The organism is Sphingomonas degradans (assembly GCF_053502645.1).
In genome coordinates this window covers 4,347,021-4,373,494 of record NZ_CP177172.1, presented here as the reverse complement: position 1 = coordinate 4,373,494, position 26,474 = coordinate 4,347,021, and the positions used below count along the sequence as shown (strand labels likewise).

The window sequence follows — 26,474 nt, the reverse complement described above, 5'->3', positions numbered from 1 at the left end:
GCGACGTCACGGGCACAGCCAGCCGCGCGCCCGAAACTGATCCACCTGTTCGCGAATCCCGACCGGGAAGGTCTCGTCGACAGCCACCCGGCTGAGATCGCTCCACATGCCCGGCACCAAGCCGGCGTCGAACGTTCCGGTCGCATAGAAACGCTTCAGCCTGGCCTCACTATCCCCGACAGCCTCGAAACCGGCACTATTCTCGCGGTGGGCGTATGCGCGCATCTTCTCCCGAAAACCGTCCAGTCCGCCCATCCACGTCAAGTGCCAGCCCGCATCCTCGATCGTGCGACCGATGCCCTGTTTCACCAGATAGCGGACAGGATTCACACCGATGCGCCGGATCAGTCGGCCCGGCGCGGCAGCCGCCGATATCCAGGGTTCCGGCGACTTCAGGTCCAGAAAATAGAGGTGGATTGCCAGTTGCAGCGAATAAAGATCGGCGGGCATCTCGCGCAGCGCGGCGATTACGCGACGGCGCGGAATCTCGTCCACGTCGCTGATCAGGACCATGTCGTCATCCGCCAGATCGGGAATGCCGCGTGCAATCGCCTCGCGCTGATGGCCTTCGCGCTTCCACGAAAAACCGCCCGGATCATCCTCGACGATCACATGGTCGATGCGATCCAGATAGGCTGCGAATCGATGCCGGTTCTGATCGAAATACAGCGGCTTCGGATCGCCTGCATGGGTGTAGCGCGCCTCGACGAGCACGAAACGCTCCACCACCGGGGCAAGCTCGGCAAGGCGGATTTCCAGCAGGTCCAACTCGTTGTAGAACTGAAAACAGTCGATGATGCGCCGCTCCGGCGTCGCGGGCGTTGGCGGGCTCGGCACTTCGCTAAAGCGGAGCCAGGCATCAAATCCCCGCACCGTACCCCAGGATTTGCTGCGATTGTCCTCGCCATTATGCTCCAGCAGCAGCGATTGATCGACATGGGCGATCATGTCTGCCGCACTGCGGCGCCACCCCGCCGGCCCCTTCCCCTGCCGCCCCGTTTCCATCAGAAGATGAATCGCATCCAGCAGCACGCGCTGCGACTGGGCGATACTGGCGTCCAGGAGCGATGGCGTCACTGCCGCCCCGGCGCCCCAGTCCACCGCCCTTTTCAACAGCGGCAGGGCATCGGCGGGGCGGCCCTGAGCAAGGCGTCGGCGGCCCAGCACGAACACGATCAGCAGCGCCGCGTTCGCGGTGTCGTCCACGTCGAGCAGGTCCAGTTGATCGGCGGTGCTGCGTAATTCTCGCGCGCCCTCGCCCAGCGCTTCGCACAGCGCGGCGACCTGCCGGAGCGTCGTCGCTGCATAGGGTGGCGTTGCATTGACGAGCAGCGCCTGTTCCGCGCTCTCTATGCTACGCCGCGCTGACTTGCGCGCCTGATCACCCGCCAACGCCTTCGCGCCAAGCGCGGATACCATGGCATTCAGGAGACCCAGGCTCTCTGCATGGCGTCCGCTTTGCGTCTCTGCCCAGGCGCGCGATACCCATTGCAGGGCATCCTCCGGGTCCGTGGCGACACCCGCGCAGCGGCTGGCCAATGCACGTGCAGCGGACGGTGCGAAACGCGCAAGCGCCGCCGCGGCAGCAAGACGATCGTCCAGCGGATCGCTCGCCAGATTGCGCGCCAGCCCGTCAAGGAGTGCAGCGGGCACCGCCACCGTCCCGGAAAGATGCGCGGCGCGGGCGAGATGGCGCGCCGCCGCAGTCCAGCGGGCGCGGGCGATATCCGCTTCGGCCAGTTGGCGCCATGCCACGCCGTCCTGCGGCGCGGCCACGATCGCCCGACGACACAATGCGGCCGCCCGATCCGGGTCGCGCGCCTGCAACGCCCGCCCGATCGCCATCGTGGAGGGTACGGTCAATCCGTCCTGGATGTCTTGGATCCATGCAATCCATGCGTCGGCGCGGTTGGCCCAGGTAACGGCTGCATTCACATGATCCACTTGCGCACGCAGTCGCCGCTCGGTCCCCTCCCCTTTGCGATAGTCGCGCAGGGCCCCGATCATATGCTGTGCGTAAAGCGCGGCGTGCTGCGCCGGATCGGACGGTACGGGCGTCAGATGCGCAAAGCCCATCCCCGTTTCCGGCAACGCACCCAGTCGGCTGGACACCACCAGACACCCGGCCGCCAGCGCTTCCATCACCGAGATGCAGGACGTTTCAGCAAAGCGGTTTAGATATGCGAGCGCCGTCACGCCACGCAGGCGATCGGCCAGGTCCGCCTGCGATACCGCGCCGACATAGTCGACGCCGTCGGTTTCCGCGCAGCGCCGGTACAGCGCCCCGTAGGGGTCCGCGGTTGCCGCGACCCGATAGGGTGCCAGACTGGAAAAGACCTCCAACCGAACCCCGGGCACCGCAGAACGGATGGTCGGGAAACTGTCCAGCAGCACGTCCAGCCCCCGAAAGGGCGTACTGGTATATGCGAGCGTCGGGGGCCACGCCTTGGCGTCCATGATCCGCTGGCCGGCGGCAAACAGGTGCGCAAAGCTTGGCGCTACGGCATTGCGCAGGACCGTGCAGCGCGCCGGGCGAATGCCGAAGGCACGGACATACGCGTCCCGCTGCCACTCGCTTACAAACGCAAAATAGTCCCAGACATCGCGCATTGCCGCGTCGCGCAGGGCAGCGATGGCAGGTTCCCCATGGGCATGCTGGGTCCACAGGACCAGCCGGGCATCGATCGAGAGGCTGGCCCGCAGCTTGACCGCCATTTCCGGCGGGCATTCGTTGAGGACAACGACCAGATCTGCGCCTGCGACATGATCCCAGGGCCTTTGCGCGCCATTTACGCAGACAACGCCACGGACGAAGCCCGGCGCGCTTGTGCCCGTGATGAGCGTGACGTTCACGCCCCGCGATGCGAGCGCTTCGCTAAGATAGCAGAGCGCGGACTGCGAGCCTCCCAACGGCATCTCCCGCGGAGTCTGGGGGGTGTAGTCCCAGCCGAGGGGGTCGATGAACATGATGTTGGTCATTGGATTGGCAGTATCAAATCTGTACGAAACCTCCACCAGGCACAAGCTGTGGCAAGTCCGCTGCGGACGAACGGGAATGACGGGACGTGGAATTGCGAGAGGCAGACCATCGGCGAACGATTGTCGCCAATCCCGCCGATACCAGCGCGCTTCAGGCCATTGCGATCATCGCGCTTCACGCCGGCGACGGTCTGCGCGCGATGCGCCAGTTCTGGCGGGCATTTCTGATCCACGGCGACAGGGCCGTATTCGATCAACAGGCGCACGCCGCGCTTGATATCCTGCTTGAGCAGCTTCTGGCCCGGACGCAGACCGAGGATGTGGACGATGCCGTCGCTCAACTGGAATGGTTGACCGAATTTGTGCCGATCAGCAGCGCATTCGCCCGCGTTCTCGGCGCCTTTCGGCTGATCCAGGGCCGCGATGAGGACGCCGCGCAACTCCGGCCGTTCATCCCGCCGGAGGAAAGCGACGGCAGCTTCGTTCGTGCGCTGGAAGCACTGCAGACGTCCCGGCGCGAGCGGGACTTTCTGGGCAGCGTGGTCATTCCCGCCCATAATGCGCAGGCTACCGTCGTACGTGCCCTCGACAGCGTGATGGCGTGCATCGCGCGCTATCGTGCCGAGACGGGCGACACCGAGGCAAAGGTGCATATCAGCATCGTTGACGATGGGTCGAAGGACGATACGCTTGCGACGATCCGGGGGTGGTCCGCGCGATATCCCGATCAGAGCCTTTCCCTGACGATACATGGCATCAATCGCGGCGCGGGGGCTGCGCGCAACGCAGGGGCGGCGGCCGCCATGGGGCCATTGTTATGGTTCCTGGACGCAGACGACTATTTTCTGGACCACCATTTCCTGGTGACGGCGCGAGCGCTGAGGGAGCATCCCGATGCCGCCTTCGTTCGGACCGGGATGATATTTGACCGGATCGATGATCAGGTCACGCCGGGCTGGCGGGCAGCGTCCGAGGGCAGCTACCCCTGCAACCTGTGTATTCGTCGTGAAGCGCATGAGAAGACCGGCGGGTTTCCCGACGAGCCACCCTTTCGACCGGCGATGGCGGAGGATGTCGGCTATTCCCGTGTCATCATGGCCCGGTTCGCCGGCCTGACCACGCCGAGCAAGACCGTATTCTACAGCATGAGTCCCGGAAATGTGCTGGACAAAATGCATGCGGACATGACCAGTACGCCGGGCGTTCCCACCGATCCCTACCGTGACATTTCACCGCGCTATCGCGCTGCGGAAATCCTCATGCGCCGACGGATCTATGCGGCGCGGCGCGAGGCGGCGCTTGCGGAGGAGCAGACGGAACTGGCGCGCCTCTGCGCATTGCTGGTCGATGACGCCGCTGGCGGGGCGCCGCCCGTTGTTGAACTGGCCCAGATGTGGCTTGATCGCGATCAGCACGGTCGTGCGCTGCCGTTGCTGCGTGCTGCCATCGCGATCCGGCCGACGGATGCGCGCCTCCACCTCGCGCTGGCGCAAGCACTGGTCCGCGACCTTCGCTTCTGGGAAGCGATGAGCGCGCTACGCGTCGTCGCCGACGCGCCCGGCGCAGCCGGGGCCTGGTTCGATCTGGGCGTTGCCGCCCATCGCGAGGACAAGCGAGAGGCTGCCCTTGAGGCATTCCGCAACGCCGCGCGGTTGCAGCCCGATCTGGTGAGCGCACAGTATAATGTCGGAGCGCTGCTGATGGAGACGGGCGACATCGATGCGGCGATCCCATGCCTGCAGGCGGCACTGGATCGGCAGCCCGACCATGTGAATGCGCTGTATCAGCTGGGGCTCGCGCTTCGGCAACGCGGCAACGAGCAGAGCGCGCTGACTCATCTGTCGAAGGCATCCGTGCTCGCGCTGAAACGGGGAGACATTGCGGCGGAGACGTCGGACACGCTGCGTATGCTGGGCCGCTACGATGAAGCCGCCGCCGAGGCCGAGCGCGCCGCCTCGATCGCGCCGACGCTGTATCAGGCCCAGGCGAGCTGGGCCAAGGCATTGGAGGCGGACGGCCGCGACGACGATGCGCTTGCAACCTGGGATCGGGCGATCGCATGCAATCCCGGCTTCGGAGAGGCCTTTACCCGGCGAACGTTGCTGCTGCTGAAACGCCGCTGGGGGCCCGCATGCCCTCCCCGCCCGCCGGCGGCGCAAGGAGGACGGATTTCCGCGACCCGGCTGGGGCTGGATGGACGGTTCGGCAACCAGTTGCTGCAATACGGATTTCTGCGGCTCTATGCCGAACGTCACGGCCTGACGCTGGAGACCCCGGACTGGCTTGGCCGTCACCTGTTCGACCTGGACGATCCGCTGCCCGGAGACCCGCTGCCGGCGATCGACGAACAACGGATCGACCTGGCGGCCGACCGCACAGGCTGCTTCGCGCAACATGACATACGCGGCTATTTCTGCGGCGATGTCAGCGGTTGGGCCGGGGATCGCGCGCGGTTTCGTGCGCTTTTCAACCCCGGCCATCACGCAGCACCGATTTTGAACGACGCGCTTTCGCAAGTCCGGCGCGCGGGCCGCACGCTTGTGGCGATTCATCTGCGACGTGGCGATTATGGATGGGGTCCATTCTGGATCGCCCCCACGGCATGGTATCTCGACTGGCTGTCCAAAATCTGGTCTGACCTGGATGCGCCGGTCCTGTTCATCGCAACCGATGCGCCGGATATCGCCGACGCCTTTCGCAGCTATCACCCGATCATCGGTCGCGATCTGCCGGCGGCGCCGGAGGGTATCGAGTTTCTGCCGGATTTCCACATCCTCTCCCATGCAGATATCGTCGCGACATCGAACAGCACATTTTCCGGCACCGCCGCTCTGATCAATCCGGCGGCGAGCACGTTTTTCCGTCCCGACCGAAACGGCGGATCGCTCGTGCAATACATCCCCTGGGACGCACCGATCCTTTTGTAATATTTGAGGATTTTTTAAGCCAGGCACCCGGACGGCGATCCGGAACCACAGCATGGCGCAAGACGAGCGAATGACAGCCTCCAGCCTTGAGGCGCAATTAGCCAACGCGCTTACGCGAGAACGCAATCGGCAATATTTTCCGCTTTCTCCAACCTTGGCTTCAAAAGGCGGGAATCTCTCGTTAAACGACGATGCTTCGTCGTGGGGGGGAATATCGAGTTATGGCCGCTGGTGGAACCCTGACCCTATCGGGTGGCGCGGACGTTACCCTTACGACGGGAGCCGTCTATTCGTTCGTCAAGGGCGTAAGCAGCGGCACGCAGGGTCTGGTTCTAAACTCCACTGGCCAGACGATGACCGTCACCAGCGTCGACCATGTGTACGCCGTAAAAACTATAACAAACAAGGAAATCATCACGCTGGGTGGCACGGCCGGCAACACGCTGGGTGTCCAGTTCATCGACACTATCATCGGCAACACCGGCAAAGACGTCCTGACGTTGACGACGGGCGGGTCGACGATGCTGGTCAGCGATATCCAGACCTTGATCGGCGCCGGTACCGGAACCGACTTCATCACACTGGCCGACGCCGGCGGCAGTTCGGTGAGCATCAGCTACATCAAATCGATAATGGGGGGAGTGGGCAACGACGTCCTCAGTATCGCGAACACGCTCGGTACGACGACGACCATCGGAGCGATCGAAACGATCCTTGGCGCCAGTGGCAATGATATAATTGCTACGAGCACTGCGGCGGGTGGCAGCACCGTCATGGTCTCCAGCGTCGAGGTTCTGGTCGGCAATGGCAGCAAGACGGATGTTCTCACGCTTGCCGATGGCGGCGCCACGATTGGCATTGGGTTTCTCGAAACGCTGATCGGCAGCAGCGGCTATGACCTCGCTGCCAACGCCTTTAAGACCGGCACCATCAACTTCCTCACCGGCGGCATGACGCTGGGCGTGTCGATGATCGACCGTATCGTTGGCGGCAGCGGCGCCCGCGATGCGTTGGTGCTGCTCGATACCGGCAATACCTTTGCGGTCAGTGACATCGACACCTTGATCGGTTCGTCGGGCAACGACGTCATCACGGTTCTGGAACGCTCGACGACCGCGGTGATCGGGGAGTCCCCCCTCGCCGCCGCCACCAGCACCGGCACCGTGCTGGTTGCCCAGATCGAGACGATCCTCGGCACCGCGCAAGCCGACGTGGTGGCCATGTCCGCTTCCTTGGCTGCCGGTGGCAGCACCTTGAGCGTTTCGAGCATCGAAACGATCGTCGGCGTTCTCGCCAGTACCAGCGACATAGTGCAACTGCAGGATACAGGCAACACCGTCAGCGTCGCGCTTGTCGAGACCCTCGTTGGCAGTTCCGCCTCAGATACCCTTGTCTTTTCCAAGATCGGCACCGCGGCGAACGCGACGAGGCTGATCGGGATCGAAACGGTCTACGGCAGCGCGAACGCCGATTCGGTGAACGTCGGAGACGGCGGGTCGACGACGCAGCTATTGGGCATCGAGACATTCACGGGCGGCGGCGGCAGCGACGTTTTGACGCTCCTGTCGACTCCGGCCGTTGCGAACACACTCACCGTCGATGCAGTCGAAACCATCATCGGCAGCGCCGAGATCGACGCGATCGTGCTTCAGGGTGGCCAGACGCTCAGCGTCAGCGCGCTGGATACGGTCGTCGGCAGCACCGGAACCGACGTCCTGCTGGTCGCTGCGGGTGGCGCCACCCTGCAGGTGACCGATGTCGAAACCATCATCGGCAGCGCCGACGCGGATATCCTCGCGGTCGGCACGATCAACGGCACGACCATGCAATTGACGAGCGTGGAAACCGTCATTGGTGGCGATGGGAACGATGTCTTCGACTTTACCGACACCCAGGCGACGATCTATGTCTCCGGCGTCGAGACCGTTTACGATAACGGAGTCGCCCGCACGCTGACCGGCAGCGGCCAATATGTCGTGCTGGGACCGGTCGTCAGCGATACGCTGCAACTGCCGAACGGCGGCAATACGGTTTCGGTCAATTCCTACGCGACCGTCATCGGTGGCACCGACAACGACGTCGTCTCGCTCACGCGGACCGAGGGTACGACGATCGCGGTCGACGCTCTGGAGACGCTGACCGGCAGCGGTCAACGCGAAGTCGTAACCATCACGGGGACGAGCGGCTCGACCCTGCTGATTTCGTCGATCGAGGATCTGACAGGCGGCAGCGGAAACGACGCGGTCCTCCTTGCAGGCGGCGGCCAGACCCTCTCGGTGGCCGGCATCGAGACCTTGAGCGGCGGCGGTGAAAAGGATGTGGTTAGCGCCCCGTCCGGCTTCACCATGGCGGTGTCACAGATCGAAACGCTGATCGGCAGCACGGTGCGTGACGTCGTCACCAGCACCGGCGAGACCGGCAGCACCATCGCCATAGCGGCGGTGGAATTGGTCACGGGCGGCATCGGCAATGATGTCCTCGCCCTTGGCGATGGTGGCCAGACCATTGCCCTTACCAATGTGGAAAGCGTGATCGGCAGTGCCGGCCAGGATCAGCTTTCGCTCGGGGATGGCGGTCAGACGATCACGATAACCGCCGTGGAATCGATCACTGGCGGCACCGGCACTGATGCGCTGGCGCTGGGCGATGGCGGGCAGACCATCACCGTGGTGGCCGTGGAGTCGGTCACCGGCAGCAGCAGTTACGACACGGTCACGCTGGGCGCTGGCGGCCAGACCATCCATATTGCCGGCATCGATTTCGCGACCGGCGGAAACGGGAACGACGCCATCACGCTCGGCAGCGGCGGCTGGTTGAGCGTCACGGGTATCGAATCCGTCACCGGCAGCACCGGAGACGACACTCTCATCTTTGCCGATGGCGGCCAGACGGTCACGGTCTCCGCCGTCGATACCCTGATCGGCGGCAGCGGCAACGACACTCTCATCTTGGCGGATGGCGGTCAGGCGATCACGGTCTCCGCCGTCGAGACCCTGACCGGCGGCACCGGCAACGACTCGGTCACGCTCGAGGGAGGCTCGACCGACGGCATGACGCCCGGCAGCGGCCAGACAGTGCGCGTAGGGGGTGTCGAATCCGTCATCGGCAGCATCCAAGACGACAATGTCACCTTGGCGGATGGCGGACAGACGATCACGATAACCGCCGTCGAAATCCTGTCCGGCGGAAGCGACAACGACTCGGTCACGCTTGGCAGCGGCGGCCAGACGTTGCGCGTTACGGGTATCGAATCCGTCACCGGCGGCACCGGCGCCGACAATCTTACCTTGGGGGATGGCGGCCAGACGATCACGGTCTCCGGCGTCGAAATCCTGTCCGGCGGGACCGGCAACGATTCGGTCACGCTCGGCGACAGCGGCCAGACGCTGACGATCACCGCCGTCGAAAGCGTGACGGGCGGAAGCGGAAACGACCGCGTCCTACTCGGCAGCGGCGGCCAGACGGTGCGCCTCTCCGGTATCGAATCCGTCATCGGCAGCACTGGAGCCGACGTTCTTACCTTGGCGGATGGCGGCCAGACGATCACGGTCTCCGGCATCGAAACCCTCGCGGGCGGCAGCGGCAACGACTCGGTCGCACTCGTTAGCGGCGGGAATACCCTGGCGGTCACCGCCATCGAAAGCCTGACGGGCTCCAGCGGAAGCGACAAGATCTGGCTGGGCAATGGCGGACAGACGCTGAGCATCTCGACGATCGAAACCGTCACCGGCGGCACCGGAAACGACACTCTCATCCTGGCCAGCATCGGCAATACGGTCGCCACCTTCGGTATGGAAACCATCATCGGCGGGCTCAATCGCGACGTCGTTTCCCTTCAGGGCGATCAAACCGTCTTCGTGACCGGCATTGAGACGATCACCGGCAGTACGGGCTATAACGCAATCACGCTGGGGGCTGGCGGGGAAACACTGTTCGTCTCCGCCATAGAGGCCGTCACGGGAGGGGCCGGACTCGACCGGCTTGTCCTTTCCGCCAGCGGCCAAACGATTGCAGTCAGCCAGATCGAGACACTCGCCGGCGGCACCGGACTCGACATAGTCTCCGCAACAGCCGGCGCGACGATGAACGTCTCGCTGGTCGAGACGCTCATCGGCAGTGCGTTTAACGACATCGTCAGCCTGGCTTCGGGCGCTACGGTGACGGTCGCTGGCTTCGAAACCGTGCTCGGCAGCACCGGCTTGGATCGGATCGTGCTTGGCGCGGGCAGCCAGACTGTCTCCGCGACGAACGTTGAAACGATCATCGGCAGTACCGGCAACCATGCGGTAACGCTGGGCGACGGCGGACAAACGGTCAACGTATCCGGCCTGCAGTCCGTTGCCGGCGGCAGCGGGATCGACCGGGTTACCCTATTGACGGGCGGGCATACGATCGCGGTCAGTCAGATCGAGACGCTCGTCGGGGGCAGCGGACTTGACATCATCACCGCAACAGCCGGCGTGACGATGAATGTCTGGCGGATCGAGACGCTGATCGGCAGCGCGTTCGACGACGTCATCAACATCACCGGCGGCGCCACATTGGCGGTCTCTGCCATCGAAACCGTGTTGGGCAGCACCGCCAACAACAGCATCATGCTTGCGGGCAGCGGCCAGACCATCGCGCTTTCAGACACAGAGACCGTTATCGGATCGGGCGGGCTGGACCGTGTCCAGCTCAATGCCGCATCGACCATCACCGTCACAGCGGTTGAGTCGATCACGGGCAGCACCGGCAACGACAGCATCGTGCTTGCCGGCAGCGGCCAGACCATTGCGCTTTCGGACGCGGAGACCGTGATCGGATCGGGCGGACTGGACCATGTCCAGATCAATGCCGCATCGACCATGACCGTCACAGAGGTTGAGTCGATCACTGGCAGCACCGGCGCGGACCACATCACCGTGGCATCGGGCTCCCTAACGGCGGTCACGCTGGACGGCGGCGATGGCGACGACACGATCATCGGCGGCGATGGCAACGACACGATCATCGGCGGTGGCGGCGACGACACGATCGTCGGCGGTGGCGGTGCGGACACGCTGACGGGCGGCACCGGCGCAAATCTGTTCGACGTCACCGACGGCGACATCGTTACCGACTTCAAGATCAGCGGCGACAGTTTGCGCCTCAGCGGCGCGACCTTCGCCGCCAGCGACGTGTCGATCGCCAGCAATGGTGCGGACGCAGTGCTGACCATCGGCAGCGCCAGCCCGATCGTCGTCACGCTCCAGGGGCAGGCAGGCCTCACCGTTGCGGACCTCGTCGTGGCCAACAGCAACGGCGCCACGCTGCTCACCTTCGCGGTCGACCCGCCCGCGGTGGACAGCATCACTGTCGACGGCACACCCGCCGCAAACGCCACCAGCATCACCTACACGGTGGTGTTCACCAAGCCGGTGACCGGTGTCGACATCTCGGACTTCGCGATCGGTGGCAGTTCCACGCTTGGCGGCACCATCGTTGCGGTCTCGGGCAACGGCACCACCTATCAGGTAGCTATCGATCAGGTCGCGGGCGAAGGTACGCTGCGTCTTGATTTCGTCGGGAACGGATCGGACGTCGTCGACGGACTGGGCATTGCGATAGCCAGCACGACTGTGCAGGGCGGTGCCATCGCGCTCGATACCGTCGCGCCGACCAATCTGGACGGCACGCTCTATGCGACGGCAGCCGCGCCGGCGGGATTCGTGGTCGGCACGGTTTCGGCGCAGGACGGCAATCCACTGACCTACAGCCTCGTCGACGATGCAGGCGGCGCATACCTGATCGACGCCGTCACCGGCGTGGTGACGATCGCCAACCCCTCGGCAGTCCAGTTCGCCAGCGGGGTGCAGGTCATCCGGGTCCGCGCGAGCGACGGCGTCAACGCCACGACGCTCGACCTGAACGTTCGGGACGCGGTACCGGCCACGCCCTCCGATACAGACACCAATAGCGATGGCGTAATCGAAGGCGCCGCCAGCGGAACGACGGTGGGAATCACCGCCTCGGCAGTCGACCCGCAAGGAAAGACGATCACCTACTCGCTCGTTGACGACGCGGGCGGGCGCTTCCAGATCGACAGCCAGACCGGCGTCATTACCGTGCGCGACGGCACGCTGCTCGACCATGAGACGGCGACCTCGCACACCGTGACGGTCAAGGCCGACAATGGCGCCTATGGAACCTCGACTCAGAGTTTCGCCATCGCCGTGGCGAATGCTGCACCGAGTGCACCGACCGACGCCGATACCGCCGCCAACACCGTGCTCGAAGGCGCGGCGGGCGGTACGGCGGTCGGCATCACGGCGGCCGCGGCCGATCCGAACGGCCCGGCGGTCAGCTATGCGCTGGCGAGCGCGGATACCGATGTGTTCGCGATCGACGCGGCCAGCGGAGTCGTGACCGTCAAGCAGGGCATTGCCTGGACCCCGTCGATGGCGGGCACCCGCACGATCACGGTCACGGCGAGCGACGGCGTGGGCGGATCGCGCCAGTCGAGCTTCGACGTGGTCATCACCCCGCTGGCCACGCCGGCGGCACCGTCGGCCCCGGCGCTGGCCGCGATCAGCGACAGCGGCAGTTCGGCGAGCGACGGCATCACCAACGCGACCAGCCTGCAGCTGGGCGGCACCGCAGAGGCGGGCACCAGCGTGCGCCTGTTCATCGACGGGGTCGACAGCGGCCAGACCGTGACCGCCGACGGCAATGGCGCGTACAGCTTCACGCTCGATGCCAGCGCGCTGACCGGCGCGCACAGCTTCACTGCCACCGCGACCGGCCCCACCGGCCGGACCAGCACGGCCAGCAGCGCCGCGAGCGTCAACCTCGACCGGACGGCACCCGGCATCGCCGGGATCGCGCTGCAGGGCACCCCGGCCACCGACACGACCACGCTGAGCTGGACCGTGACCTTCTCCGAGGCGGTCGACGCGCTCGATGCGGGCAGCCTCTCGCTCGCTGCCACCGGCTCGGCCAGCGGCACGATCGCCACGATCACGCGCATCGACGACCACAGCTTCACGGTCACCGCCACCGGCATTGCGGGCAACGGCACGCTGGCGCTCGGCGTCGGCGGCACGCTGATGCGCGACACGGCGGGCAATGCGCTGTCGGGCACGCTCGCCAGCGGTGGCGTGGCGGTCGCGCCGACCGCGATCGCACTGGCCAACGCCACCGCGACCCGCAGCTATCTGGAAGACAGCGGCGCGGTCGGCCTGGGCGCGCCCTCGATCGACGCCGCGCCTGCGGGCTCGACGATCACTGCCACGCTGGCGCTCGCCAGCCCGGCGCTGGGCGCGCTGACCACCAGCGGGGTTGCCACCTACGACGCCGCCACCGGCATATGGACGGCCACCGGCACCCAGGCACAGGTCAACGCCGCGCTCGCCGCGGTGTCGTTCACGCCGGTCGCCGATAACGAGACCGACACCAGCGTCACGATCACGGTCAGCTCCAGCGCCGTGGGCAGCACCCCCGCCACCGGCACCATCACGCTCGACGTGACCCCGGCGAACGACGCGCCGCGCATCGGCACCACGCTCGCCGACCAGCAGATCGCCGAAGGCGGCACCCTGGCGTTCGCGGTCACCGCCGGCGCGTTCACCGACATCGATGCCGGTGACAGCCTGACCTATGCCGCGACACTGGCAGACGGCAGCGCGCTGCCGTCCTGGCTGACGTTCGATCCGGCAACCGGCGCGTTCACAGCCCAGCCCGGCTATGCCGATGCCGGCACCGTGTCCGTAAAGGTCATCGCCGCCGACCGCACCGGCGCCACCGCCAGCCAGACGTTCACCCTGGCAGTCCACGATACCCCGCCCAGCCTGACGATCGACGCCGATACCGCCGCCAACACCGTGCTCGAGGGCGCGGCGGGCGGTACGGCGGTCGGCATCACTGCGGCCGCGGCCGATCCGAACGGCCCGGCGGTCAGCTATGCGCTGGCGAGCGCGGATACCGATGTGTTCGCGATCGACGCGACCAGCGGGGTCGTGACCGTGAAGCAGGGCATTGCCTGGACGCCGTCGATGGCGGGCACCCGCACGATCACGGTCACTGCGAGCGACGGCTTTGGCGGATCGCGCCAGTCGAGCTTCGACGTGGTCATCACCCCGCTGGCCACCCCGGCGGCACCGTCCGCCCCGGCGCTGGCCGCGATCAGCGACAGCGGCAGTTCGGCGAGCGACGGCATCACCAACGCGACCAGCCTGCAGCTGGGCGGCACCGCAGAGGCAGGCACCAGCGTGCGCCTGTTCATCGACGGGGTCGACAGCGGCCAGACCGTGACCGCCGACGGCAATGGCGCCTACAGCTTCACGGTCGATGCCAGCGCGCTGACCGGCGCGCACAGCTTCACTGCCACCGCGACCGGCCCCACCGGCCGGACCAGCACGGCCAGCAGCGCCGCGAGCGTCAACCTCGACCGCACCGCACCCGGCATCGCCGGGATCGCGCTGCAGGGCACCCCGGCCACCGACACGACCACGCTGAGCTGGACCGTGACCTTCTCCGAGGCCGTCGACGCGCTCGATGCGGGCAGCCTCTCGCTCGCTGCCACCGGCTCGGCCAGCGGCACGATCGCCACGATCACGCGCATCGACGACCACAGCTTCACGGTCACCGCCACCGGCATTGCGGGCAACGGCACGCTGGCGCTCGGCGTCGGCGGCACGCTGGTGCGCGACACGGCGGGCAATGCGCTGTCGGGCACGCTCGCCAGCGGCGGCGTGGCGGTCGCGCCGACCGCGATCGCACTGGCCAACGCCACCGCGACCCGCAGCTATCTGGAAGACAGCGGCGCGGTCGGCCTGGGCGCGCCCTCGATCGACGCCGCGCCTGGGGGCTCGACGATCACTGCCACGCTGGCGCTCGCCAGCCCGGCGCTGGGCGCGCTGACCACCAGCGGGGTTGCCACCTACGACGCCGCCACCGGCATATGGACGGCCACCGGCACCCAGGCACAGGTCAACGCCGCGCTCGCCGCGGTGTCGTTCACGCCGGTCGCCGATAACGAGACCGACACCAGCGTCACGATCACGGTCAGCTCCAGCGCCGTGGGCAGCACCCCCGCCACCGGCACCATCACGCTCGACGTGACTCCGGCGAACGACGCGCCGCGCATCGGCACCACGCTCGCCGACCAGCAGATCGCCGAAGGCGGCACCCTGGCGTTCGCGGTCCCCGCCGGCGCGTTCACCGACATCGATGCCGGCGACAGCCTGACCTATGCCGCCACGCTGGCAGACGGCAGCGCGCTGCCGTCCTGGCTGACGTTCGATCCGGCAACCGGCGCGTTCACGGCCCAGCCCGGCTATGCCGATGCCGGCACCGTGTCCGTAAAGGTGGTCGCCGCCGACCGCACCGGCGCCACCGCAAGCCAGACGTTCACGCTGGCAGTCCACGATACCCCGCCCAGCCTGACGATCGATGCCAATACCGCCGCCAACACCGTGCGCGAAGGCGCGGCGGGCGGTACGGCGGTCGGGATCACGGCGGCCGCGGCCGACCCGAACGGCCCGGCGGTCAGCTATGCGCTGGCGAGCGCGGATACCGATGTGTTCGCGATCGACGCGACCAGCGGGGTCGTGACCGTGAAGCAGGGCATTGCCTGGACGCCGTCGATGGCGGGCACCCGCACGATCACGGTCACTGCGAGCGACGGCTTTGGCGGATCGCGCCAGTCGAGCTTCGACGTGGTCATCACCCCGCTGGCCACCCCGGCGGCACCGTCCGCCCCGGCGCTGGCCGCGATCAGCGACAGCGGCAGTTCGGCGAGCGACGGCATCACCAACGCGACCAGCCTGCAGCTGGGCGGCACCGCAGAGGCAGGCACCAGCGTGCGCCTGTTCATCGACGGGGTCGACAGCGGCCAGACCGTGACCGCCGACGGCAATGGCGCCTACAGCTTCACGGTCGATGCCAGCGCGCTGACCGGCGCGCACAGCTTCACTGCCACTGCGACCGGCCCCACCGGCCGGACCAGCACGGCCAGCAGCGCCGCGAGCGTCAACCTCGACCGCACGGCACCCGGCATCGCCGGGGTCGCGCTGCAGGGCACCCCGGCCACCGACACGACCACGCTGAGCTGGACCGTGACCTTCTCCGAGGCCGTCGACGCGCTCGATGCGGGCAGCCTCTCGCTCGCTGCCACCGGCTCGGCCAGCGGCACGATCGCCACGATCACGCGCATCGACGACCGCAGCTTCACGGTCACCGCCACCGGCATCGCGGGCAACGGCACGCTGGCGCTCGGCGTCGGCGGCACGCTGGTGCGCGACCTGGCCGGCAATGCGCTGTCGGGCACGCTCGCCAGCGGTGGCGTGGCGGTCGCGCCGACCGCGATCGCACTGGCCAACGCCACCGCGACCCGCAGCTATCTGGAAGACAGCGGCGCGGTCGGCCTGGGCGCGCCCTCGATCGACGCCGCGCCTGCGGGCTCGACGATCACTGCCACGCTGGCGCTCGCCAGCCCGGCGCTGGGCGCGCTGACCACCAGCGGGGTTGCCACCTACGACGCCGCCACCGGCATATGGACGGCCACCGGCACCCAGGCACAGGTCAACGCCGCGCTCGCCGCGGTGTCGTTCACGCCGGTCGCCGATAACGAGACCGACACCAGCGTCACGATCACGGTCAGCTCCAGCGCCGTGGGCAGCACCCCCGCCACCGGCACCATCACGCTCGACGTGACCCCGGCGAACGACGCGCCGCGCATCGGCACCACGCTCGCCGACCAGCAGATCGCCGAAGGCGGCACCCTGGCGTTCGCGGTCCCCGCCGGCGCGTTCACCGACATCGATGCCGGCGACAGCCTGACCTATGCCGCGACGCTGGCAGACGGCAGCGCGCTGCCGTCCTGGCTGACGTTCGATCCGGCAACCGGCGCGTTCACGGCCCAGCCCGGCTATGCCGATGCCGGCACCGTGTCCGTAAAGGTCGTCGCCGCCGACCGAACCGGCGCCACCGCAAGCCAGACGTTCACGCTGGCAGTCAACGATACCCCGCCCAGCCTGACGATCGATGCCGATACCGCCGCCAACACCGTGCGCGAGGGCGCGGCGGGCGGTACGGCGGTCGGCATCACTGCGGCCGCGGCCGATCCGAACGGCCCGGCGGTCAGCTATGCGCTGGCGACCGCAGATACCGATGTGTTCGCGATCGACGCGACCAGCGGGGTCGTGACCGTGAAGCAGGGCATTGCCTGGACGCCGTCGATGGCGGGCACCCGCACGATCACGGTCACCGCAAGCGACGGCTTTGGCGGATCGCGCCAGTCGAGCTTCGACGTGGTCATCACCCCGCTGGCGGCGCCGGCGGCACCGTCCGCCCCGGCGCTGGCCGCGATCAGCGACAGCGGCAGTTCGGCGAGCGACGGCATCACCAACGCGACCAGCCTGCAGCTGGGCGGCACCGCAGAGGCAGGCACCAGCGTGCGCCTGTTCATCGACGGGGTCGACAGCGGCCAGACCGTGACCGCCGACGGCAATGGCGCCTACAGCTTCACGGTCGATGCCAGCGCGCTGACCGGCGCGCACAGCTTCACTGCCACCGCGACCGGCCCCACCGGCCGGACCAGCACGGCCAGCAGCGCCGCGAGCGTCAACCTCGACCGCACCGCACCCGGCATCGCCGGGATCGCGCTGCAGGGCACCCCGGCCACCGACACGACCACGCTGAGCTGGACCGTGACCTTCTCCGAGGCCGTCGACGCGCTCGATGCGGGCAGCCTCTCGCTCGCTGCCACCGGCTCGGCCAGCGGCACGATCGCCACGATCACGCGCATCGACGACCGCAGCTTCACGGTCACTGCCACCGGCATTGCGGGCAACGGCACGCTGGCGCTCGGCGTCGGCGGCACGCTGGTGCGCGACACGGCCGGCAATGCGCTGTCGGGCACGCTCGCCAGCGGTGGCGTGGCGGTCGCGCCGACCGCGATCGCACTGGCCAACGCCACCGCGACCCGCAGCTATCTGGAAGACAGCGGCGCGGTCGGCCTGGGCGCGCCCTCGATCGACGCCGCGCCTGCGGGCTCGACGATCACTGCCACGCTGGCGCTCGCCAGCCCGGCGCTGGGCGCGCTGACCACCAGCGGGGTTGCCACCTACGACGCCGCCACCGGCATATGGACGGCCACCGGCACCCAGGCACAGGTCAACGCCGCGCTCGCCGCGGTGTCGTTCACGCCGGTCGCCGATAACGAGACCGACACCAGCGTCACGATCACGGTCAGCTCCAGCGCCGTGGGCAGCACCCCCGCCACCGGCACCATCACGCTCGACGTGACTCCGGCGAACGACGCGCCGCGCATCGGCACCACGCTCGCCGACCAGCAGATCGCCGAAGGCGGCACCCTGGCGTTCGCGGTCCCCGCCGGCGCGTTCACCGACATCGATGCCGGCGACAGCCTGACCTATGCCGCCACGCTGGCAGACGGCAGCGCGCTGCCGTCCTGGCTGACGTTCGATCCGGCAACCGGCGCGTTCACGGCCCAGCCCGGCTATGCCGATGCCGGCACCGTGTCCGTAAAGGTGGTCGCCGCCGACCGCACCGGCGCCACCGCAAGCCAGACGTTCACGCTGGCAGTCCACGATACCCCGCCCAGCCTGACGATCGATGCCAATACCGCCGCCAACACCGTGCGCGAAGGCGCGGCGGGCGGTACGGCGGTCGGGATCACGGCGGCCGCGGCCGACCCGAACGGCCCGGCGGTCAGCTATGCGCTGGCGAGCGCGGATACCGATGTGTTCGCGATCGACGCGACCAGCGGGGTCGTGACCGTGAAGCAGGGCATTGCCTGGACGCCGTCGATGGCGGGCACCCGCACGATCACGGTCACTGCGAGCGACGGCTTTGGCGGATCGCGCCAGTCGAGCTTCGACGTGGTCATCACCCCGCTGGCCACCCCGGCGGCACCGTCCGCCCCGGCGCTGGCCGCGATCAGCGACAGCGGCAGTTCGGCGAGCGACGGCATCACCAACGCGACCAGCCTGCAGCTGGGCGGCACCGCAGAGGCAGGCACCAGCGTGCGCCTGTTCATCGACGGGGTCGACAGCGGCCAGACCGTGACCGCCGACGGCAATGGCGCCTACAGCTTCACGGTCGATGCCAGCGCGCTGACCGGCGCGCACAGCTTCACTGCCACTGCGACCGGCCCCACCGGCCGGACCAGCACGGCCAGCAGCGCCGCGAGCGTCAACCTCGACCGCACGGCACCCGGCATCGCCGGGGTCGCGCTGCAGGGCACCCCGGCCACCGACACGACCACGCTGAGCTGGACCGTGACCTTCTCCGAGGCCGTCGACGCGCTCGATGCGGGCAGCCTCTCGCTCGCTGCCACCGGCTCGGCCAGCGGCACGATCGCCACGATCACGCGCATCGACGACCGCAGCTTCACGGTCACCGCCACCGGCATCGCGGGCAACGGCACGCTGGCGCTCGGCGTCGGCGGCACGCTGGTGCGCGACCTGGCGGGCAATGCGCTGTCGGGCACGCTCGCCAGCGGCGGCGTGGCGGTCGCGCCGACCGCGATCGCACTGGCCAATGCCACCGCGACCCGCAGCTATCTGGAAGACAGCGGCGCGGTCGGCCTGGGCGCGCCCTCGATCGACGCTGCGCCTGCGGGCTCGACGATCACTGCCACGCTGGCGCTCGCCAGCCCGGCGCTGGGCGCGCTGACCACCAGCGGGGTTGCCACCTACGACGCCGCCACCGGCATATGGACGGCCACCGGCACCCAGGCACAGGTCAACGCCGCGCTCGCCGCGGTGTCGTTCACGCCGGTCGCCGATAACGAGACCGACACCAGCGTCACGATCACGGTCAGCTCCAGCGCCGTGGGCAGCACCCCCGCCACCGGCACCATCACGCTCGACGTGACCCCGGCGAACGACGCGCCGCGCTTCGGCACCACGCTCGCCGACCAGCAGATCGCCGAAGGCGGCACCCTGGCGTTCGCGGTCCCCGCCGGCGCGTTCACCGACATCGATGCCGGTGACAGCCTGACCTATGCCGCGACGCTGGCAGACGGCAGCGCGCTGCCGTCCTGGCTGACGTTCGATCCGGCAACCGGCGCGTTCACAGCCCAGCCCGGCTATGCCGATGCCGGCACCGTGTCCGTAAAGGTCATCGCCGCCGACCGCACCGGCGCCACCGCCAGCCAGACGTTCACCCTGGCAGTCCACGATACCCCGCCCAGCCTGACGATCGACGCCGATACCGCCGCCAACACCGTGCTCGAGGGCGCGGCGGGCGGTACGGCGGTCGGCATCACTGCGGCCGCGGCCGATCCGAACGGCCCGGCGGTCAGCTATGCGCTGGCGAGCGCGGATACCGATGTGTTCGCGATCGACGCGACCAGCGGGGTCGTGACCGTGAAGCAGGGCATTGCCTGGACGCCGTCGATGGCGGGCACCCGCACGATCACGGTCACTGCGAGCGACGGCTTTGGCGGATCGCGCCAGTCGAGCTTCGACGTGGTCATCACCCCGCTGGCCACCCCGGCGGCACCGTCCGCCCCGGCGCTGGCCGCGATCAGCGACAGCGGCAGTTCGGCGAGCGACGGCATCACCAACGCGACCAGCCTGCAGCTGGGCGGCACCGCAGAGGCAGGCACCAGCGTGCGCCTGTTCATCGACGGGGTCGACAGCGGCCAGACCGTGACCGCCGACGGCAATGGCGCCTACAGCTTCACGGTCGATGCCAGCGCGCTGACCGGCGCGCACAGCTTCACTGCCACCGCGACCGGCCCCACCGGCCGGACCAGCACGGCCAGCAGCGCCGCGAGCGTCAACCTCGACCGGACCGCACCCGGCATCGCCGGGATCGCGCTGCAGGGCACCCCGGCCACCGACACGACCACGCTGAGCTGGACCGTGACCTTCTCCGAGGCGGTCGACGCGCTCGATGCGGGCAGCCTCTCGCTCGCTGCCACCGGATCGGCCAGCGGCACGATCGCCACGATCACGCGCATCGACGACCGCAGCTTCACGGTCACTGCCACCGGCATCGCGGGCAACGGCACGCTGGCGCTCGGCGTCGGCGGCACGCTGGTGCGCGACCTGGCGGGCAATGCGCTGTCGGGCACGCTCGCCAGCGGTGGCGTGGCGGTCGCACCGACCGCGATCGCACTGGCCAACGCCACCGCGACCCGCAGCTATCTGGAAGACAGCGGCGCGGTCGGCCTGGGCGCGCCGTCGATCGACGCTGCGCCTGCGGGCTCGACGATCACTGCCACGCTGGCGCTCGCCAGCCCGACGCTGGGCGCGCTGACCACCAGCGGGGTTGCCACCTACGACGCCGCCACCGGCATATGGACGGCCACCGGCACCCAGGCACAGGTCAACGCCGCGCTCGCCGCGGTGTCGTTCACGCCGGTCGCCGATAACGAGACCGACACCAGCGTCACGATCACGGTCAGCTCCAGCGCCGTGGGCAGCACCCCCGCCACCGGCACCATCACGCTCGACGTGACCCCGGCGAACGACGCGCCGCGCATCGGCACCACGCTCGCCGACCAGCAGATCGCCGAAGGCGGCACCCTGGCGTTCGCGGTCCCCGCCGGCGCGTTCACCGACATCGATGCCGGCGACAGCCTGACCTATGCCGCGACGCTGGCAGACGGCAGCGCGCTGCCGTCCTGGCTGACGTTCGATCCGGCAACCGGCGCGTTCACGGCCCAGCCCGGCTATGCCGATGCCGGCACCGTGTCCGTAAAGGTGGTCGCCGCCGACCGCACCGGCGCCACCGCAAGCCAGACGTTCACGCTGGCAGTCCACGATACCCCGCCCAGCCTGACGATCGATGCCAATACCGCCGCCAACACCGTGCGCGAAGGCGCGGCGGGCGGTACGGCGGTCGGGATCACGGCGGCCGCGGCCGACCCGAACGGCCCGGCGGTCAGCTATGCGCTGGCGAGCGCGGATACCGATGTGTTCGCGATCGACGCGACCAGCGGGGTCGTGACCGTGAAGCAGGGCATTGCCTGGACGCCGTCGATGGCGGGCACCCGCACGATCACGGTCACTGCGAGCGACGGCTTTGGCGGATCGCGCCAGTCGAGCTTCGACGTGGTCATCACCCCGCTGGCCACCCCGGCGGCACCGTCCGCCCCGGCGCTGGCCGCGATCAGCGACAGCGGCAGTTCGGCGAGCGACGGCATCACCAACGCGACCAGCCTGCAGCTGGGCGGCACCGCAGAGGCAGGCACCAGCGTGCGCCTGTTCATCGACGGGGTCGACAGCGGCCAGACCGTGACCGCCGACGGCAATGGCGCCTACAGCTTCACGGTCGATGCCAGCGCGCTGACCGGCGCGCACAGCTTCACTGCCACTGCGACCGGCCCCACCGGCCGGACCAGCACGGCCAGCAGCGCCGCGAGCGTCAACCTCGACCGCACGGCACCCGGCATCGCCGGGGTCGCGCTGCAGGGCACCCCGGCCACCGACACGACCACGCTGAGCTGGACCGTGACCTTCTCCGAGGCCGTCGACGCGCTCGATGCGGGCAGCCTCTCGCTCGCTGCCACCGGCTCGGCCAGCGGCACGATCGCCACGATCACGCGCATCGACGACCGCAGCTTCACGGTCACCGCCACCGGCATCGCGGGCAACGGCACGCTGGCGCTCGGCGTCGGCGGCACGCTGGTGCGCGACCTGGCGGGCAATGCGCTGTCGGGCACGCTCGCCAGCGGCGGCGTGGCGGTCGCGCCGACCGCGATCGCACTGGCCAATGCCACCGCGACCCGCAGCTATCTGGAAGACAGCGGCGCGGTCGGCCTGGGCGCGCCCTCGATCGACGCTGCGCCTGCGGGCTCGACGATCACTGCCACGCTGGCGCTCGCCAGCCCGGCGCTGGGCGCGCTGACCACCAGCGGGGTTGCCACCTACGACGCCGCCACCGGCATATGGACGGCCACCGGCACCCAGGCACAGGTCAACGCCGCGCTCGCCGCGGTGTCGTTCACGCCGGTCGCCGATAACGAGACCGACACCAGCGTCACGATCACGGTCAGCTCCAGCGCCGTGGGCAGCACCCCCGCCACCGGCACCATCACGCTCGACGTGACCCCGGCGAACGACGCGCCGCGCTTCGGCACCACGCTCGCCGACCAGCAGATCGCCGAAGGCGGCACCCTGGCGTTCGCGGTCCCCGCCGGCGCGTTCACCGACATCGATGCCGGTGACAGCCTGACCTATGCCGCGACGCTGGCAGACGGCAGCGCGCTGCCGTCCTGGCTGACGTTCGATCCGGCAACCGGCGCGTTCACAGCCCAGCCCGGCTATGCCGATGCCGGCACCGTGTCCGTAAAGGTCATCGCCGCCGACCGCACCGGCGCCACCGCCAGCCAGACGTTCACCCTGGCAGTCCACGATACCCCGCCCAGCCTGACGATCGACGCCGATACCGCCGCCAACACCGTGCTCGAGGGCGCGGCGGGCGGTACGGCGGTCGGCATCACTGCGGCCGCGGCCGATCCGAACGGCCCGGCGGTCAGCTATGCGCTGGCGAGCGCGGATACCGATGTGTTCGCGATCGACGCGACCAGCGGGGTCGTGACCGTGAAGCAGGGCATTGCCTGGACGCCGTCGATGGCGGGCACCCGCACGATCACGGTCACTGCGAGCGACGGCTTTGGCGGATCGCGCCAGTCGAGCTTCGACGTGGTCATCACCCCGCTGGCCACCCCGGCGGCACCGTCCGCCCCGGCGCTGGCCGCGATCAGCGACAGCGGCAGTTCGGCGAGCGACGGCATCACCAACGCGACCAGCCTGCAGCTGGGCGGCACCGCAGAGGCAGGCACCAGCGTGCGCCTGTTCATCGACGGGGTCGACAGCGGCCAGACCGTGACCGCCGACGGCAATGGCGCCTACAGCTTCACGGTCGATGCCAGCGCGCTGACCGGCGCGCACAGCTTCACTGCCACCGCGACCGGCCCCACCGGCCGGACCAGCACGGCCAGCAGCGCCGCGAGCGTCAACCTCGACCGGACCGCACCCGGCATCGCCGGGATCGCGCTGCAGGGCACCCCGGCCACCGACACGACCACGCTGAGCTGGACCGTGACCTTCTCCGAGGCGGTCGACGCGCTCGATGCGGGCAGCCTCTCGCTCGCTGCCACCGGATCGGCCAGCGGCACGATCGCCACGATCACGCGCATCGACGACCGCAGCTTCACGGTCACTGCCACCGGCATCGCGGGCAACGGCACGCTGGCGCTCGGCGTCGGCGGCACGCTGGTGCGCGACCTGGCGGGCAATGCGCTGTCGGGCACGCTCGCCAGCGGTGGCGTGGCGGTCGCACCGACCGCGATCGCACTGGCCAACGCCACCGCGACCCGCAGCTATCTGGAAGACAGCGGCGCGGTCGGCCTGGGCGCGCCGTCGATCGACGCTGCGCCTGCGGGCTCGACGATCACTGCCACGCTGGCGCTCGCCAGCCCGACGCTGGGCGCGCTGACCACCAGCGGGGTTGCCACCTACGACGCCGCCACCGGCATATGGACGGCCACCGGCACCCAGGCACAGGTCAACGCCGCGCTCGCCGCGGTGTCGTTCACGCCGGTCGCCGATAACGAGACCGACACCAGCGTCACGATCACGGTCAGCTCCAGCGCCGTGGGCAGCACCCCCGCCACCGGCACCATCACGCTCGACGTGACCCCGGCGAACGACGCGCCGCGCATCGGCACCACGCTCGCCGACCAGCAGATCGCCGAAGGCGGCACCCTGGCGTTCGCGGTCCCCGCCGGCGCGTTCACCGACATCGATGCCGGCGACAGCCTGACCTATGCCGCGACGCTGGCAGACGGCAGCGCGCTGCCGTCCTGGCTGACGTTCGATCCGGCAACCGGCGCGTTCACGGCCCAGCCCGGCTATGCCGATGCCGGCACCGTGTCCGTAAAGGTGGTCGCCGCCGACCGCACCGGCGCCACCGCCAGCCAGACGTTCGCTTTCACCGTCACCAACGTCAATCGTGCCCCGATCGCGACGAACGACACGGCGCGCGTCGATGGCAGCGGCATGCTGTCCGTTGGTGCGGGTGGCCTGCTCATCAACGATCGTGATCCCGATGCGGGCGATACCGTTCGCGTCATCGGGGTAAACAACACGAACGTCATCGGCGCCTTCGTCACGCTTGCGTCCGGCGCCAGGGTGCAGGTGAATGCCGACGGCAGCTACATCTATGACGCGAACGGCGCATTCAGCGGCCTGCCGGGCGGCGCCCAGTCGCAGGACAGCTTCAGCTACACCATCGCCGACGGATCCGGTGCGACATCGACCGCGACCGTGACGCTGACAGTGGAGTCGCCCTCCCGTATCCTGCAACTGCCCGACGGCGGCAATGGCAGTGACGTGGCCGGCGGATACGACACGATCATCGGTGGCGCCGGTATCGATTCGATCCGCTTTACCGGTGCTGGCGGGACCACGATGGCCGTGCTGCAACTCGAGACGCTCGTCGGCAGCAGTGGCAACGATTTCGTCACGATCGGCGCGGGCGGTGCAGCGATGAACGTATCGCTGATCGAAAGCCTGGCGGGGGGCAGCGGTTACGACCAGATTCTTCTGGGCGGCGTGGGCAACACCATTGCCATCTCCGGCGTGGAACTCCTGGCCGGCAGCGGGACCAAGGATTGGGTGCAATTGGGCAACGGCGGGAATGCGATTACCGTCACTGCGCTCGAAACGCTGACCGGCGGCACCGGCCAAGACCATGTCGTGCTGGGCGGAGGCGGCGCTACAACCACGGTGTCGGGTATCGAGACACTGGTCGGCGGGTCTGGCACCGACTTCATCTTCCTCGGGGGCGGCGTCACGATGATGGCGCAGGGCATTGACGTCCTGATCGGTAGCAATGCCACCGACGCAGTCACGCTGGGCGATGGCGGCAACATACTGCTCGTCCGCGCCATCGAAACGCTGGCGGGCGGCGCCGGTACGGATATCGTGACGATCGGCAATACCGGCATCACCATGCTGGCAAGCGGCATTGAAACGCTTGCCGGCGGCACACTGGCGGATGTGGTCACCATCGTCGGCGACACGGGAGTCCGCTTCACGGGCGGCGGCGGTGCCGACCGGATCGCGCTGGGCGGCGGAGCCGATCAAATATTGTTCAACAAGCCGACCGAAGGCGCGGCAACCGGTGCGAACCAGGGCTATGACGAGATACTGAACTTCCAGTCCGGCGCCGACCAGATCGTGCTTGGCGGGCAGCTTCGCACCATGCTGGACCATAATGGCAACGGCGCGATCGACTGGGCCAGCCGTGGCACCGGCGCGATCAATATCCAGACCGACGAGGTGGTGCGTTTGACGACGCGCGTGACCAATCTGACCGATGCGAACCTTACCGAGGTTCGCGCCGCGATCGGATCAATCAACAATGCGCAAGCGGGCGGCAGCGTTATGGTAATGGTGTCGAACGGCACCGATACGGGCATGTATCTGGTCAGCAAGACCGACGCGAGTGCCCAGGTCGGAACCAGCGACATCCGGCTGCTGGGCGTGATACGCAACAGCGCCACTCCGCTTGACCATAATGTGATCTTCGGTACCTAACCCGGCATATCGTCGGCAGGTCGAT

The 26,474-nt window shown here is 68.4% G+C and carries 3 protein-coding genes; 2 read left to right on the top strand and 1 reads right to left on the bottom strand.

Going from position 1 to position 26,474, the window contains the following annotated elements:
- Window positions 1-6: 6 nt before the first annotated feature.
- The gene (locus ACG3SL_RS20130; protein ID WP_448662922.1) at window positions 7-2,979 is read right to left on the bottom strand and encodes a glycosyltransferase; all 2,973 of its coding nucleotides are present in this window, start codon (window positions 2,977-2,979) and stop codon (window positions 7-9) included.
- Window positions 2,980-3,065: 86 nt separating this feature from the next.
- Here ACG3SL_RS20130 and ACG3SL_RS20125 point away from each other — a divergent pair, with 86 nt between their 5' ends.
- Both ACG3SL_RS20125 and ACG3SL_RS20120 read left to right on the top strand, forming a co-directional pair.
- Entirely contained in the window at window positions 3,066-5,906 is a 2,841-nt protein-coding gene (locus tag ACG3SL_RS20125; RefSeq protein WP_448662921.1) for a glycosyltransferase, read from the top strand.
- Between the two features lie 221 nt (window positions 5,907-6,127).
- The gene (locus ACG3SL_RS20120; RefSeq protein WP_448662920.1) at window positions 6,128-26,449 is read left to right on the top strand and encodes a beta strand repeat-containing protein; all 20,322 of its coding nucleotides are present in this window, start codon (window positions 6,128-6,130) and stop codon (window positions 26,447-26,449) included.
- Window positions 26,450-26,474: the final 25 nt, after the last annotated feature.

Bases quoted from the DNA above. Each gene is read 5' to 3' on its own strand.
- ACG3SL_RS20130 (WP_448662922.1), bottom strand. From the start codon at position 2,979: ATGACCAACATCATGTTCATCGACCCCCTCGGCTGGGACTACACCCCC.
- ACG3SL_RS20120 (WP_448662920.1), top strand. From the start codon at position 6,128: ATGGCCGCTGGTGGAACCCTGACCCTATCGGGTGGCGCGGACGTTACC.